The organism is Paraburkholderia phymatum STM815 (assembly GCF_000020045.1).
GTDB classification, from domain to species: Bacteria; Pseudomonadota; Gammaproteobacteria; order Burkholderiales; family Burkholderiaceae; genus Paraburkholderia; species Paraburkholderia phymatum.
In genome coordinates this window covers 2,190,041-2,204,121 of sequence record NC_010622.1, presented here as the reverse complement: position 1 = coordinate 2,204,121, position 14,081 = coordinate 2,190,041, and the positions used below count along the sequence as shown (strand labels likewise).

At 61.9% G+C, this 14,081-nt stretch carries 15 protein-coding genes; 7 read left to right on the top strand and 8 right to left on the bottom strand.

Going from position 1 to position 14,081, the window contains the following annotated elements:
- Nucleotides 1-85 precede the first annotated feature (85 nt).
- Entirely contained in the window at nt 86-1,285 is a 1,200-nt protein-coding gene (locus tag BPHY_RS09970; RefSeq protein WP_012401348.1) for an amino acid aminotransferase, read from the bottom strand.
- A 378-nt stretch (nt 1,286-1,663) separates the two neighbouring features.
- Here BPHY_RS09970 and uvrB point away from each other — a divergent pair, with 378 nt between their 5' ends.
- The 6 genes from uvrB to BPHY_RS09935 all read left to right on the top strand — a co-directional run bounded on the left by uvrB (nt 1,664) and on the right by BPHY_RS09935 (nt 7,835).
- The gene (uvrB, locus tag BPHY_RS09960; protein WP_012401347.1) at nt 1,664-3,757 is read left to right on the top strand and encodes an excinuclease ABC subunit UvrB; all 2,094 of its coding nucleotides are present in this window, start codon (nt 1,664-1,666) and stop codon (nt 3,755-3,757) included.
- Between the two features lie 347 nt (nt 3,758-4,104).
- Nucleotides 4,105-4,653: an iron transporter gene (locus tag BPHY_RS09955; protein ID WP_012401346.1), complete on the top strand. Its 549-nt coding sequence runs from the start codon at nt 4,105-4,107 to the stop codon at nt 4,651-4,653.
- Nucleotides 4,654-4,740: 87 nt separating this feature from the next.
- Nucleotides 4,741-5,076, top strand: a complete 336-nt coding sequence (locus BPHY_RS09950; RefSeq protein WP_012401345.1) for a cupredoxin domain-containing protein — start codon at nt 4,741-4,743, stop codon at nt 5,074-5,076.
- 62 nt (nt 5,077-5,138) lie between these two features.
- The gene (locus BPHY_RS09945) at nt 5,139-5,984 is read left to right on the top strand and encodes an FTR1 family iron permease (RefSeq protein WP_012401344.1); all 846 of its coding nucleotides are present in this window, start codon (nt 5,139-5,141) and stop codon (nt 5,982-5,984) included.
- Complete coding sequence (locus BPHY_RS09940; protein WP_012401343.1) at nt 5,981-7,390, top strand: 4Fe-4S binding protein; 1,410 nt, start codon at nt 5,981-5,983, stop codon at nt 7,388-7,390. The genes BPHY_RS09945 and BPHY_RS09940 overlap by 4 nt, the downstream gene beginning before the upstream one ends.
- A 37-nt stretch (nt 7,391-7,427) precedes the next feature.
- The gene (locus BPHY_RS09935) at nt 7,428-7,835 is read left to right on the top strand and encodes a GlcG/HbpS family heme-binding protein (protein WP_012401342.1); all 408 of its coding nucleotides are present in this window, start codon (nt 7,428-7,430) and stop codon (nt 7,833-7,835) included.
- 277 nt (nt 7,836-8,112) lie between these two features.
- On the opposite strand, the gene BPHY_RS09930 is transcribed toward BPHY_RS09935, so the two are convergent.
- The 4 genes from BPHY_RS09930 to BPHY_RS09915 form a co-directional block, all read right to left on the bottom strand.
- Nucleotides 8,113-8,394: a hemin uptake protein HemP gene (locus BPHY_RS09930; RefSeq protein ID WP_012401341.1), complete on the bottom strand. Its 282-nt coding sequence runs from the start codon at nt 8,392-8,394 to the stop codon at nt 8,113-8,115.
- 141 nt (nt 8,395-8,535) lie between these two features.
- Nucleotides 8,536-9,027 (bottom strand): SRPBCC family protein, encoded by a 492-nt coding sequence (locus BPHY_RS09925; RefSeq protein ID WP_012401340.1) that lies wholly within the window; start codon nt 9,025-9,027, stop codon nt 8,536-8,538.
- A 39-nt stretch (nt 9,028-9,066) separates the two neighbouring features.
- Entirely contained in the window at nt 9,067-9,465 is a 399-nt protein-coding gene (locus BPHY_RS09920; protein WP_012401339.1) for an OsmC family protein, read from the bottom strand.
- A 148-nt stretch (nt 9,466-9,613) separates the two neighbouring features.
- Entirely contained in the window at nt 9,614-10,486 is an 873-nt protein-coding gene (locus BPHY_RS09915; RefSeq protein WP_012401338.1) for a pirin family protein, read from the bottom strand.
- Between the two features lie 122 nt (nt 10,487-10,608).
- Between BPHY_RS09915 and BPHY_RS09910 the strand changes: the two genes are divergently transcribed.
- Nucleotides 10,609-11,586, top strand: a complete 978-nt coding sequence (locus BPHY_RS09910) for a LysR family transcriptional regulator (protein WP_012401337.1) — start codon at nt 10,609-10,611, stop codon at nt 11,584-11,586.
- A 384-nt stretch (nt 11,587-11,970) separates the two neighbouring features.
- On the opposite strand, the gene BPHY_RS09905 is transcribed toward BPHY_RS09910, so the two are convergent.
- From BPHY_RS09905 to BPHY_RS09895, 3 genes are read right to left on the bottom strand one after another with little or no spacing between them, the layout of a single operon-like run.
- Nucleotides 11,971-12,390, bottom strand: coding sequence for an ExbD/TolR family protein (locus tag BPHY_RS09905; protein WP_012401336.1), 420 nt, complete (start codon nt 12,388-12,390; stop codon nt 11,971-11,973).
- Between the two features lie 16 nt (nt 12,391-12,406).
- Nucleotides 12,407-13,138, bottom strand: coding sequence for a MotA/TolQ/ExbB proton channel family protein (locus BPHY_RS09900; RefSeq protein WP_012401335.1), 732 nt, complete (start codon nt 13,136-13,138; stop codon nt 12,407-12,409).
- A 38-nt stretch (nt 13,139-13,176) separates the two neighbouring features.
- Nucleotides 13,177-13,914 carry an energy transducer TonB gene (locus BPHY_RS09895; protein ID WP_012401334.1) on the bottom strand — a complete coding sequence of 246 codons (738 nt, stop codon included), beginning with the start codon at nt 13,912-13,914 and terminating at the stop codon, nt 13,177-13,179.
- Between the last annotated feature and the right edge of the window lie 167 nt (nt 13,915-14,081).

Here is a 14,081-nt window from a genome sequence, read left to right as displayed (position 1 = left end):
TGCGCAGCACGAAAAAAGGCGCTCATAAGGAGCGCCTTCTTCGTTCCAGCAGAGACAGCGACTCACGCCGTCATGCAGACAAACGTTACTTCAACACAGCGGCAACGGCGTTCGCGACGACGTCAAGGTTGCGCGTGTTCAGCGCAGCCACGCAGATGCGGCCCGTGCTGACGGCGTAGATGCCGAACTCTTCACGCAGACGGTCAACTTGAGGCGCCGTCAGACCCGAGTACGAGAACATGCCGCGTTGTGCGTTGACGAAGCTGAAGTCACGGTCGATGCCCGCCGCCTTCAAACGTTCGACGAGACCATGACGCATGGCGCGGATGCGATCGCGCATTTCGCCCAGTTCCGTTTCCCACGTCGCGCGCAATTCCGGCGATGCGAGTACGGCTGCGACGACGGCGCCGCCGTGCGTCGGCGGGTTCGAGTAGTTGGTGCGGATCACGCGCTTGAGTTGGGACAGCACGCGAGCGGCCTCTTCCTTGCTGCCCGTAATGATCGACAGCGCGCCGACGCGCTCGCCATACAGAGAGAACGACTTCGAGAACGACGACGACACGAACACGTTCAGTTCCGATTGCGCGAAAAGGCGCACAGCCGCTGCGTCGGCATCGATGCCGTCGCCGAAGCCCTGATACGCGATGTCGAGGAACGGCACCAGTTCGCGCGCCTTCACGACCGCGACCACCTGCTTCCACTGGTCGACCGTCAGATCGACACCCGTCGGATTGTGGCAGCACGCGTGCAGCACGACGACCGTGCCCGGCGCGTAGCTGTTGAGCGCCGACAGCATGCCTTCGAAGTTCACGCCATGCGTCGCCGCATCGTAGTACGGGTACGAGACGACCTCGAAACCCGCGCTTTCGAACAGCGCGCGGTGGTTTTCCCAGCTCGGATCGCTGATCGCGACCTTCGATGCCGGATTGACGCGCTTCAGGAAGTCCGCGCCGATCTTCAGCGCGCCCGTGCCGCCTAGCGCTTGCGCCGTGACGACGCGGCCCGCGGCGATCAGCGGCGAATCGTTGCCGAGCAGCAGCTTCTGCACCGCTGCGTCGTAGACGGCGATACCTTCGATGGGCAGATAGCCGCGCGGCAGCGCTGCTTCGATGCGTGCCTTTTCTGCTTCGCGAACCGCGCGTAGCAGAGGAATCTTGCCTTCCTCATTGGTGTACACGCCCACGCCCAGATTGACCTTGGTGGTGCGCGCATCGGCGTTGAAAGCTTCGTTCAGGCCCAGAATCGGGTCGCGGGGAGCGAGTTCGACAGCGGAGAACAGAGACATGATGATTCGGCAGTAGTGAAAAGAGGGACGACTTCGGATGCTGCTAGGAACCGCATGCGCCTTGCTGCGACCGTGTTTGGACCTGGCGGCTGAACAACTGGCCCGGGTTCCGACGGCGCCTGTGTCCAACGGTCGCGCTGACGCGCAACGTGCCATTGTAACGAATCTGATCGGCGTTTTTGGTATTCGCGTGGCCGACAAGCGGATTAATCGCAATAAAAACAGCGATCTGGCGATGTTTTCGGGCCGAGACTGCAGCGCTTTCGCCGTCGCAGCGGCCAGGCGCCGGAAGCCGTCGCGGCCGCCAGGCGAGCCCTCAGCCCGCACGTTCGCAAAACGCTAAAATAGTCGTTTGCTCCCGGCCGAGGTGCTGCTTCCATGTCCGAACATCATCTGAGTGAAGTCCAAGACGCTCTCGACGAATCCAAATTCGTGACGTTCGACGGCTCACCGTTCCGGCTGTACCAGCCGTATCCGCCTGCGGGCGACCAGCCGGCGGCGATCCAGACGCTCGTCGAGGGTGTCGAGGACGGTCTGTCGTTCCAGACGCTGCTCGGCGTGACGGGCTCTGGCAAGACCTACACGATGGCGAACACGATCGCGCGTCTGGGCCGCCCGGCCATCGTTTTCGCGCCCAACAAGACACTTGCCGCGCAGCTGTACGCGGAGTTTCGCGAGTTTTTCCCACGCAATGCCGTCGAGTACTTCGTCTCGTACTACGACTATTACCAGCCGGAAGCGTACGTCCCGCAGCGCGACCTGTTCATCGAAAAGGACTCGTCGATTAACGAGCATATCGAGCAGATGCGTCTATCCGCAACCAAGAGTCTGATGGAACGGCGCGATGTCGTGATCGTGGCGACGGTGTCGGCGATTTACGGTATCGGGAATCCGTCGGAATACCACCAGATGATTCTGACGCTGCGTACGGGCGACAAGATGGGACAGCGTGACATCATCGCGCGTCTGATTGCGATGCAGTACAACCGCAACGAAGCCGATTTTCAGCGCGGCTCTTTCCGCGTGCGGGGCGACACGATCGATATTTTCCCGGCCGAGCATGCCGAAATGGCCGTGCGCGTTGAACTGTTCGACGACGAAATCGATACGCTGCAACTGTTCGATCCGCTGACAGGCCGCGTGCGTCAGAAGATTCCGCGCTTCACCGTCTATCCGTCGTCGCACTACGTGACGCCGCGTGAGACCGTGATGCGCGCCGTCGAGACGATCAAGTCGGAACTCCGAGACCGTCTTGAGTTCTTCTACAACGACGGCAAGCTCGTCGAAGCGCAGCGGCTTGAGCAGCGCACGCGCTTCGACCTTGAAATGCTGCAGGAACTGGGCTTCTGCAAGGGCATCGAGAATTACTCGCGGCACTTCTCGGGCGCCGCGCCCGGTGAGCCGCCGCCGACGCTGGTGGACTATCTCCCGACGGATGCCATCATGTTCCTCGACGAATCGCACGTGCTGATCGGCCAGTTGAACGGCATGTACAACGGCGACCGCGCGCGCAAGGAAAATCTCGTCGACTACGGCTTCCGGCTGCCGTCCGCGCTCGACAACCGGCCGCTCAAGTTCAACGAATTCGAGCGCAAGATGCGCCAGGTCGTGTTCGTGTCGGCGACGCCCGCCGACTACGAGAAGAAGACGGCGGGGCAGGTGGCCGAGCAGGTCGTGCGTCCGACGGGCCTCGTCGATCCTGAAATCGACGTGCGGCCGGCACGCACGCAGGTCGACGACGTGCTGGCCGAGATCAACGAACGCGTTGCCGCGGGCGACCGCGTGCTGGTCACAGTGCTGACCAAGCGAATGGCCGAGCAGCTGACCGAGTTTCTCGCCGATCACGGCGTGAAGGTGCGCTATCTGCATAGCGACATCGACACCGTCGAGCGTGTCGAGATCATCCGCGACCTGCGGCTCGGTACGTTCGACGTGCTGGTCGGGATCAACCTGTTGCGCGAAGGTCTTGATATTCCCGAGGTCTCGCTGGTCGCGATCCTCGATGCCGACAAGGAAGGCTTCCTGCGCGCCGAGCGCTCGCTGATCCAGACGATCGGCCGCGCCGCGCGTAACGTGAACGGTAAGGCCATTCTCTACGCGGACAAGATCACGGATTCGATGAAGCGCGCCATCGACGAAACCGAGCGGCGGCGCGCGAAGCAGATCGCGTTCAACGAACAGATGGGCATCGTGCCGCGGGGTGTGGTCAAGCGGATCAAGGACATCATCGACGGCGTCTATAACGTCGACGAAGCCCGCGCCGAGCTGAAGGAACAGCAGGTCCGTGCGAAGTTCGAAGATATGTCCGAGAAGCAGATCGCCAAGGAAATCAAGCGTCTAGAGAAGCAGATGATGGAGCACGCGAAAAATCTCGAATTCGAAAAGGCGGCTCAGATGCGCGACCAGCTTGCGCTGCTGCGCGAGCGGGTATTCGGCGCGAATGTCGGCGATCATTTGACGGGCACGAACTAAACGGCTTCCAGAAAGGGTCGGCCGCGCGGCCGATTGTCGCCGCGCGTCGTCCAAAACCGGCTTGGCGCCGCGATGCCTTCCGAAAACTTCGCTTAAGCTCCCCGTAAGACCCTGCTGCAGCAAGGCTTTCAAGGTTTCCACATTTGTTCTTCCCTCTGAACAGTGATACACTGATTCAGGTATTGAGAATAGTTCGCATTACCGTTCGTTACTGCTTTCGCACTTGCGACAGCGCTATCGGACAATTGCAAAAGACGGGAAGACTATGGGTATGCGGGACCGCTTCAGCGCGCCTTTCCGAAGTCTGCTTTTCATTCCTTGAGTCTAAAAATGTCAAAGGAGTTTCAATGCGCGTTTCGTCAATCTTGAGCGGCAGCGTAGCTGTTCTTGCTGCCGTGGCCGCGATGTCGGCGGCGGCTGCTGAATATCCCATCGGTAAGCAGCAGATTCAGGGCGGGATGGAGATCGGCGCCGTATATCTGCAGCCGATCACGATGGATCCGGAAGGCATGATGCGCAAAGCGTCCGATTCCGATGTCCACCTGGAAGCGGATATCCACGCAGTGAAGAAAAATCCGACGGGTTTCGCAGAAGGCGACTGGATGCCTTATCTGCAAGTGCGCTATGAACTGACGAAGCCGGGCGCGAGCTACAACCAGAAGGGCGACCTGATGCCGATGGTGGCAGATGACGGTCCGCATTATGGCGACAACGTCAAGATGGCGGGTCCTGGCAAGTATCACCTGAAGCTGATCGTCGAACCGCCGATGCAAAGTGGGCACATGGCATTCGGCCGTCACGTCGACAAGGAAACGGGCGTGGGCCCGTGGTTCAAGCCGATCACGATCGAATACGATTTCACGTTCGCGGGCATCGGCAAGAAGGGGGGGTACTGATCGTCATCGATCGCATCGCGATTCCTGATGTTGTGACAACGGCAGTCGGCGGCGCGTGACAGCGCGCCGCATTTTTAGGAAGGGTGCATGAGAGTGAACAGGAAGATTGCCGCTTTGGCGATGGCGGCATCGTTGATTGGCCTCGCGCACGCTGCCGAGGAAGCCGTGACATTCAAGCTGGAAATGACGGACGGCAAGCTGACGCCGGCGCGCATCGAAGTGCCCGCGGGCAAACGCATCCGGATCGAAGTGAAGAACACGGGCAAGGGCGCAGCGGAATTTGAGAGCGTCGAGTTGCGCAAGGAAAAGGTTCTGGCGCCGGGCGCCGAGTCAGTCGTCGTGATCGCGCCGCTCGATCCCGGTACCTACAAGTTCTTTGACGATTTTCATCAGCAGGCGCAGGGCGTGATTGTCGCCAAATGACGTCGCGGCAGTACGAGTCGTAATTGGGACGCTGGCGTCCACTGAAGTAGCGGGGGGTTTCGATGGGTCAGGTAGTGTTCATCGTGTGGCGGGAAAGCGTCGAGGCGCTGCTCGTCGTCGGCATTCTGTACGCGTGGCTGAAGAACGGCGACGAGCAGGCACGGCACGGTTTGCCGTATCTGTGGGCAGGCGTCGCCGCCGGCATTCTCGCTGCGATTGGCCTCGGTGCGGCGCTGGTCGGCTTCACCGAGGTGCTTTCGGGCGATGCGCAAGATTACTTTCAGACCGCGATGGTGCTGATCGCATGCGTTCTGATCGTACAGATGGTGATCTGGATGAAATCACACGGGCGCACGCTCAAGCGCGACATGGAACAGTCGCTGAGGAAGAGCACGCAGAGCGCGAGCTGGTGGGGTATCGCCGTGCTGGTCGCGCTGGCGATCGCGCGTGAAGGCAGCGAGACGGTGATCTTCCTGTATGGCCTCGGCTTCGGTCAGTCCGGTCATGTGGATGCGAGCCAGATCGTCGCGGTTCTCGTGGGTCTTGGGCTGGCATTCGTTACGTTCTACGTGCTGCAGCTGGGCGGCAAGGTCTTCTCGTGGCGGCTCTTTTTCCGCATCACCGAGATCATGCTGCTGTTCCTGGGCGCGGGCCTGTTTCAGACGGGCGTCGATAAACTGATCGACAAGGAAATCCTGCCGACCATCGTCGACCGCGTTTGGAACACCTCGATGATCATCGACGACTCGAGTACGATCGGTTCGCTCGTGGCGACGCTCACGGGTTATCGCGCGCATCCGGCGCTGATGAACCTGATCACCTATGCGCTGTACTGGGCGGTCGTGTGGATCCTCATCCGCCGTTCGAAGCGCGCTCCAGCGCAACAGACGGCAGGGCGCGCGGCATGAGCAGTGCAGTTGCAAACCAACGCAGCCGGCTTGCAGAGGTCGGCCACTGGATGCAGCGCCACGGCGCTGCCATCCGCTGCATCCAGTGGGTTGTCGTTGCCGTCTACGCGTTTCTGATTCTTGTGCCTGCGTTCACCGAACTGCCGGGCGACACGGCTCATCTGTGGAGCAACCTGACGCTGGCCGCGCAGTTCGTGTTCTGGGGAATCTGGTGGCCGTTCGTACTGCTGTCGATGGTGATGCTCGGGCGCGTATGGTGCGGCGTGCTGTGCCCCGAAGGCGCACTTGCGGAATTCGCAAGCAAATACGGACGAGGCTGGGCAATTCCGCGCTGGATGCGCTGGGGCGGCTGGCCATTCGTCGCATTCGGTCTGACGACGATCTACGGCCAGATGGTCAGCGTCTACCAGTATCCGAAAGCGGTCTTGCTGGTCCTGGGCGGATCTACGTTTGCCGCGATGGTCATCGGATTGCTGTACGGTCGAGAGAAGCGCGTCTGGTGTAAATACCTGTGCCCCGTCAACGGGGTTTTTTCGCTTTTGGCGCGCCTCGCGCCGTTTCACTACAAGGTCGACGAAGACGCGTGGCGTCGTTCGTATAAAGAAGGCGAGCACGGCCATCGCGTGATTCCGATCAACTGTGCGCCGCTGGTGCCGTTGCGCAATATGAAGGGCGCGTCGTCGTGCCATATGTGCGGCCGTTGCAGTGGGCATCGCGACGCGATCGCGCTGACGTGGCGCGCGCCGTCGTCGGAAGTTGTGAATCTCGGCGACAGACAGGCGAGCGCCTGGGACACGGCACTGATCCTCTATGGCCTGCTCGGCATCGCAATCGGCGCCTTCCACTGGACGGGCTCGCCGTGGTTCATCGACATCAAGCAGTCGCTCGCGACCTGGCTCGTCGATCGAGACATCATGTGGCCGCTCGACACGAACGCGCCGTGGTTCCTGTTCACGCACTATCCGGAACAGAACGACGTGTTCTCATGGCTCGACGGCACGATGATCATCGCCTACATCCTCGCGACGGCCGCCGTCTACGGCACCGCGCTGTTCGCGCTGCTGGCGGGTGCGACGCGCGTGCTGGGCCGCTTCTCAATGACGCGCCTGCATCATCTGGCGCAGGCCCTGATTCCGATCGCGGGAACGGGCGTGTTCCTCGGTCTGTCGGCGACGACGCTGTCCTTGCTGAAGGCCGAGCATGTGCCGCTCGACTGGGCATCGGATGTGCGTATCGCCATTCTCGTGATCGCGAATACCTGGAGCGCATGGCTCGCGTGGCTCATTACGCGCCGTTATACGGCGCGGGTTTTGCGGCGCACGTTGTCGATGGTATGGTTCATGGCAGCACTGGCCGTCGTCGATAGCGCGTGGTGGCTGATGTTCTGGTACTGGCCGGCACACTGATCGGCGGCGCGCCGCGTATCCCCTACGCGAGGCGCCTGTGAGAACCAAACCCGTATTGACCGACGAAGACGTCCGTAAGATCGCCGCCGCCGCTGAAGCGCACGCGGCGGCGAATCACTGGAGCGTCACGATCGCCATCCTCGACGATGGCGGACATCTCCTGCATCTGCATCGAATGGACGGCGCTGCGCCCAGCACGGTCGACATGGCGACCGCGAAAGGGCGCACGGCGGCACTCGGGCGCCGCGAGACGAAGGCCTACGAAGACATCGTCAAGCAAGGCCGTATCGCGTTTCTGAGCGCGCCGCTCGCCGCGATGGTGGAGGGCGGGGTGCCCATCGTCGCGCAAGGCGAGACGGTCGGCGCGATCGGCGTATCGGGCGTGAAGTCGGAGCAGGATACAGCCGTGGCGCGCGCGGGCATTGCCGCGCTCGAATTGGGCTGAGTCTCCTATCCCTTGACGCCTCGACGGCGTCGCAAAAGACAAAAGCCGTGCAGATGGCTGGACCTGCACGGCTTCGTTTCTATCGTTCGTCAAACGGCGCGACTGATTGCGCACACGTCGTGGTGAGAACCAAAAAAAAGCGGCGTGGCTTGCTGCGACGGCTGGCTTGGTGTCTGCACGAAGGGGTCTAGATCTCGCGTGCAAGCCGTCGTGGCTGGCTAGTGCCCAACACCTCTCTGGGAGGTGGTCCCCACAATACCCGGTACTATCGCAATCGCTACTTTGTCAGAATCAACTTGCCCAAGCGGGTTGCGCGCAACTGGTACGTCTCGCCGTTGTGCACGATGCTCACATGGCTGCGGCCCTGAAGCAGCGCGTCGCTGCGCAGCACGCGCTCCGTCGACTCGGCACTGTGCGCTGCATGGCCGCTGTTGCTGCCCTGACTAGCCTGGCGTTCCGCAGATGCCGTCGTCGCGGATCGGGCCGGACGGCTGGTCGTCAGTGCCGCTGCTGCAGGGCGGCGCAGGCTGAGGGTGGAAGAGCGCATCATGGTCGTCATGCTTGCCGGTAGTGTTCGTCGATTCGTTGGATTGATTCTAAATGATAACCATTCCTATTTACAAGATTGCGGATTCAATCGGATTGGCGTTTCGATAGGCAAGGAAAGTGACGCCGCCCGAGGAGTCAGGCAGCGCAGGACTTAATGCAACTGGTCAGGCGTATTGCGCGCGCTGACGTACTGGCGGATCAGGCGAACGGTATCGATATCCGACTCGCGGTACGCCGATTTCACAATCTCTTCCGTCTGGTGCGCATCGGGGTCGCCCTTTTCGTCAGCGGAAGGGAGGCTCGTTTTGTACTCGAAGCGCAGAAACAGCTGCAGTTCGTCGGGCTGCTCGATGGTCATCGTCAACGAGCCGCCGACGTAGTCGGCCGTCGCGCGAATGTCGTAGCGCACGCTTTCTTTCGGCGTGAGCGTGACATGATCGCGCACGGTCGCGTGACCATAGTGCAATTCGCGATCCAGCGTGCTTTCCGTACGAGACAGGATCGAGCAGCTGTCGAGGCCCATCACGAACAACTGCGGCTGCTCCGCGCGCAGCACAAGGCCTTCCCACAGCTGTTCGCGCGTCATCGTTTCGACGAACGGGTTGAGCGGATCGTTGATCTGAATGAGGTGTTCGAAGTTCAAGACGGCAGCTTCCTCTTAAAGCTCATGATTCACGCAGATTCAAGCAACAGCCAGGCCCGTGCGAATCGAGATCGGATTGGTCAGGATCTTGTGCACAGGACACGCATTGGCGATTTGCAGGAGTCGTTCCTGCTGTTCGTCCGACAGATTGCCCGTCAAAACGATTTGACGGTCGATCGCCGTGCCGTCGCCTTCTTTCTGCATCGACAGCGTCACGCGCACTTCGTCGAGCGGCCACCCTTTGCGCTGAGCGTACATCTTCAGCGTAATCGAGGTGCAAGCGCCGAGACTGGACAACAGGAGCGAATTCGGCGTCGGGGCGCGATCGCCGCCACCCAGCGACTCGGGTTCGTCGGCGAGCCACGTATGTGCTCCGTCGTCGAACAGCACCTGAAAATTCGTCGAGCCGATGTGTGCGGTGACCTTCGTGTCTGCCATGCGCGCTCCTGTGCGGGGACATTGGATTGGAACGGATGATGCCGCGCGGCGCAGAACGCGCCGCGCGGCTCGAATCGCTATTGTGAACGAATTCGCCGCGATTCGCGGCTGAGCGGCCGTCAGACGGCTCGCGAAACCCGGCGCAGCGCTAGTGCGCGATCTGCCCCATGCGGCCCGCCTGATAGTCGACCACCGCCTGACGGATCTCGTCTTCCGTGTTCATCACGAACGGGCCGTAGCGCACGACCGGCTCGTTCAGCGGCACGCCGCCGAACAGCAGCACATCGAGCGGCTCGTCGCCGGCGGCGATCGTCACCGTGTCGCCGTCGTTGTCAAACACGATCATCTGCTGCGGCCCGATTTCGAGCCGCTCGTCGCTATAAAAACCTTTGCCTGTCAATCCGTAAGCGAACACGCGATAGTCGCGCGGCACGGGATGCACGATCCGCGCGCCCGGCTGCAGCGTGAAATGCTGGTACAGGATCGGCGTGCGCGTTTCGATCGTGGCCTTCACGCCAAGCGCTTCTCCCGCGATCACCTTGACTCGCACCTTGCCGTCGTCGGACGTCGCGACGGGGATGCCCGCAGACGGCATTTCCTGATAGCGCGGCGCGATCATCTTGTCGCGCTTAGGCAGGTTCACCCACAACTGCAGTCCATGCACGCGGCCGCCCGTCGCGACGAACGATGGGTCGGGCATTTCGCTGTGCACGACGCCCGCGCCCGCCGTCATCCACTGGACGTCGCCGGCGCGCAGCGTGCCCGAGTGGCCCGCCGAATCTTGATGGCCGAACTGGCCTTCGAGCACGTATGTGACCGTTTCGAAGCCGCGGTGCGGATGATCGGGCGCGCCTTTCGCCTCGCCGGGCGCGTAGTCGATCGGGCCCATTTCGTCGAGCAGCAGAAACGGGTCGAAGTCCATCAGCATGCGGGTCGGGAACGGGCGGTGGACGACAAAACCGCCGCCCTCAACCGTGCGTACGGAAGGATACGTGCGTTCGATCGTGCGGGTCGCGCTCATCAAAATCACCTCGAAAAATGGGGAATAGCGTTATTTCTGAAACATAGGGCTATTATATGGACCGCTTTTGGCCGTGACAGGCCGTCTATCGCAATGGATTGTTCTGCTAGTGAAACGATGACATGAAGATCGATTCGCATAACCTGAACGACCTGATGTACTTTTCGCAGGTCGTCGAACACGGCGGGTTTTCCGCCGCCGAACGCGTGCTCGGCATTTCGAAGTCGCGCCTGTCGCGCCGGCTGACGGAGCTCGAGGCGTCGCTGGGCGTGCGTCTGTTGCAGCGCTCGACGCGCAAGCTCGCGTTGACGGAAGCAGGGCAGCTCTTTTACCAGCACTGTCAGGCGATGCTGTCCGAAGCGCAGGCGGCCGTCAATGTCGTGCAGCAGCTGCGCGCGTCGCCGCGCGGCACGGTGCGCGTCAGCGTGCCCGTGACCATCTCGCAGACCATCATGTCGCAGATCCTGCCGGAATTCATGCATCGTTATCCGGAAGTGCGCGTCGTGATGCGCGTGACCAATCGCGTCGTCGATCTGTTCGAAGATTCGATCGACGTCGCGCTGCGCGTGCGCTCTGAGCCGCCCGAAAACGCGAATATCGTCGTGCGGCCGCTGTGGCGCACGCAGCAGATGCTGGTCGGTGCGCCGAGCCTCCTGAGCCAGAACGCTCCGCCGCTGGAGCCCGCCGATCTGAAGCGCTTCGAAACGCTCGATACGCCTACGGGCGACGGCCGCCACGTGTACAACCTGATCGCGCCCGACGGCACGCGACACGCGCACGAACACGAGCCGCGTCTCGTGACGGCCGACCTGATGATGGTGACGGAAGCCGCACTCGCGGGCGTCGGCATCGCGGCGCTGCCGGAGATGATGTACGGCGCCGCGCTGCGCAGCGGGCGTCTGTCGCCCGTGATGCCCGGCTGGACGCTGCCGTCGCCGCAGCTCTATGCCGTGTTCCTGTCGCGTCAGGGCATGGTGCCCGCGGTGCGGACCTTCGTCGACTATCTCGTCGAAATGCTCGATCCCGATACCGGCAAGCATATCCAGCAGGAATGTCCGGAGCGCGAAGCGAAGTTGCGGCTGAAAGCGGCCGTGGCCTGATGCATCGGGCGTGAGCCGTGCGAGCAGGCAGAGCAGGGCATATCGTTTTTGCCATTTAAGCGCTGCCGGCGATGGATACTTTCAATGGCCGCAGGCTTGAACGCAAAAGCCGCCGGGCTTATATTGAAATCCCTTCGCTAAGGAGTGTCCTATGCGAAAAATCACGGCCGCTTTGATAGTGAGCCTGATAGGGCTGAGCGCGTTGTCCGTGTCGACCACGGCATTCGCATGCGGTGATCAGATCCAGAGCAGAAGCGACGGAAAATGATCCCGCCGCCCGAAGGCGCCGAGTGCGCATGAAAAAAGGCCTTCATCCGACGATGAAGGCCTTTTACTTTGAACCCTGAAAACAGGGCTTTTCTTCGAATCAGGGCGGGGGCGCGTTCAGTGCGCCTTCGGCGCGGTGACGAATCCGATCTTGGTCAGACCGCCCGCCTGTGCAGCCGACATCACCTCGGCAACTTTCTCGTACGCGACCTTGCGATCCGCGCTCAGATGCAGTTCGGGCTGCGGATTCTGCTGCGCAGCCGCGGCGATTTTCGCCTGCAGCGTGTCGTCGGAAATCTTCTGTTCGTCCCACATCACGTTGCCGTCGGCGTCGATCGATACCGTCACCTGCGCGGGCTTCATGTCTTCCTTCTGGCTGCTCGCGTGCGGCAGGTCGATCTTCACCGCGTGGCGTATCACGGGGATGGTCACCATGAACACGATCAGGAGAACCAACATGACGTCGACGAGGGGCGTCATGTTGATCTCGTTCATGAGGCCGTCGTCTTCGTCGCCGGCAAAAGGGCTCATTGCCATCGCTATGCCTCGCTATTTAGTTGGTGCGGGTCGCGAGCCGAAGACCGTCGCCGCGTTTCGACGACGACAGGCGCGCGCCCGTGACGAAGAACGCATGCAGACCGTGGGCAAACCGGTTCAGCTTGCTGACGATGCCTTTGTTGGCGCGCGTCAGCGCGTTGTAGCCGAGCACGGCGGGGATCGCGACGAACAGACCGAAGGCCGTCATGATGAGCGCTTCGCCGACGGGACCGGCAACCTGATCAATCGACGACTGGCCAGTCGCGCCGATCGTCAACAGCGCGTGATAGATGCCCCACACCGTGCCGAACAGGCCGACGAACGGCGCCGTGCTGCCGATCGACGCGAGAATTGCGAGGCCGGCCTGCATGCGCGCAACGCTTTCATCCATCGTGTCCTTCAGGCAGCGCGTGACCCAGTCCGACACGTCCATGCGGTCGTGCAGATGCGGCTGAGTCTGATGATGGTGATCCGCGGCTTCCTGGCCCGACAGCGCGAGCGCGAGGAACGGGTTTTCAGTGGGCGACGACGTGTCGCTGCCGAGCTTCTTCGCGCCGTCGGCGAAGTCATCCGAATGCCAGAAGGCCTTTTCGGCGTTCCGGGTCAGACGGTTCAGGCGCATCACGTTCCAGCTCTTGACGACGATCACGCTCCACGACAGCACCGACATGATCAGCAGCGCCAGCGCGATACCGCGTGTGACGAAATCCCCTTGAGCCCAGACGTGGGCGATACCGTAATTCTGCATGGCAATTCCTTTTCTTCTTTGAAATCTTTTCCGGCGGATCAGTTGTTCAGGCTGAAGTCGAACGGCTGGACGGCAGGCACGCGCGTCGCTTCGCCGTCCACCACATAGGGCTTGCACGAACTGGATCGAATCGCGTCGAGCGCGGCCTGGTCGAGGCGTTCGTAGCCGCTGCTCTTTTTCAGTTCGACGTTTTCGATCCGGCCGGACGCCGAGAGGATGAACTGGACCACAGCGCGTCCCGTTTCGCCGCGTCGGCGCGACATTGCCGGATAGGCGGGCTCGACGATGCTGCAACTCAGATGCGATGCGTCCTTCGGTGCAGTGATCGACATGACGGGCTTTGCTGCCGGCGCCGCGGGCGCCGCAGGCGCGACGGGTGCCGGTGCGGGTGGCGCGGGCGGCGTCGGCGCCGTTTCGGGCGCGCTGATTTCGTGCTGCGATGGTGCCTGAGCGACGGGCATCGGCGCTGGCGCGGGCTTCGGCGTCGGGCGCGGCTGCACCTTCGGCTTGACCTTCTGCACAGGGACGGGCTTCGGCGGCGGGGCCGATTCGATCGCGACGGGCGCGGCGGCGGGCGCAGGCGGCGGCAGCAATTCTGCCGTGATCGTACGCTGCGTCTCGACAGGCAGCGGCGGCACGTCCCGTACCGCCAAGGCAATCGCAAGCCCGACGACATGAAGCCCGATGACGATCCCCGTCACCGTGGCGACACGCGGATTGATTCGGGCGGAAGCTTCCGGCGTGAAACCGGGTGGAAAAGAGGGCGTGGCCTGCATGGTCAGCGTGGCGGCGCGCCGTCGATGCAGCACGTCATGCGAAACAGCGTCATGTTCGGAATATCAGCAACGAAATACAAACGGTGGTCAGAAAACCGATCAGCAATTCCATCTTGAACTCCTGGAAGGATGGGGTCGCTGGCTCGTATCGACTGGCTTGCTGACGG

Coding starts and splice junctions, on each gene's coding strand:
- BPHY_RS09970 (WP_012401348.1), bottom strand. CDS start 1,285: ATGTCTCTGTTCTCCGCTGTCGAACTCGCTCCCCGCGACCCGATTCTG.
- uvrB (WP_012401347.1), top strand. CDS start 1,664: ATGTCCGAACATCATCTGAGTGAAGTCCAAGACGCTCTCGACGAATCC.
- BPHY_RS09955 (WP_012401346.1), top strand. CDS start 4,105: ATGCGCGTTTCGTCAATCTTGAGCGGCAGCGTAGCTGTTCTTGCTGCC.
- BPHY_RS09950 (WP_012401345.1), top strand. CDS start 4,741: ATGAGAGTGAACAGGAAGATTGCCGCTTTGGCGATGGCGGCATCGTTG.
- BPHY_RS09945 (WP_012401344.1), top strand. CDS start 5,139: ATGGGTCAGGTAGTGTTCATCGTGTGGCGGGAAAGCGTCGAGGCGCTG.
- BPHY_RS09940 (WP_012401343.1), top strand. CDS start 5,981: ATGAGCAGTGCAGTTGCAAACCAACGCAGCCGGCTTGCAGAGGTCGGC.
- BPHY_RS09930 (WP_012401341.1), bottom strand. CDS start 8,394: ATGACGACCATGATGCGCTCTTCCACCCTCAGCCTGCGCCGCCCTGCA.
- BPHY_RS09920 (WP_012401339.1), bottom strand. CDS start 9,465: ATGGCAGACACGAAGGTCACCGCACACATCGGCTCGACGAATTTTCAG.
- BPHY_RS09915 (WP_012401338.1), bottom strand. CDS start 10,486: ATGAGCGCGACCCGCACGATCGAACGCACGTATCCTTCCGTACGCACG.
- BPHY_RS09910 (WP_012401337.1), top strand. CDS start 10,609: ATGAAGATCGATTCGCATAACCTGAACGACCTGATGTACTTTTCGCAG.
- BPHY_RS09905 (WP_012401336.1), bottom strand. CDS start 12,390: ATGGCAATGAGCCCTTTTGCCGGCGACGAAGACGACGGCCTCATGAAC.
- BPHY_RS09900 (WP_012401335.1), bottom strand. CDS start 13,138: ATGCAGAATTACGGTATCGCCCACGTCTGGGCTCAAGGGGATTTCGTC.
- BPHY_RS09895 (WP_012401334.1), bottom strand. CDS start 13,914: ATGCAGGCCACGCCCTCTTTTCCACCCGGTTTCACGCCGGAAGCTTCC.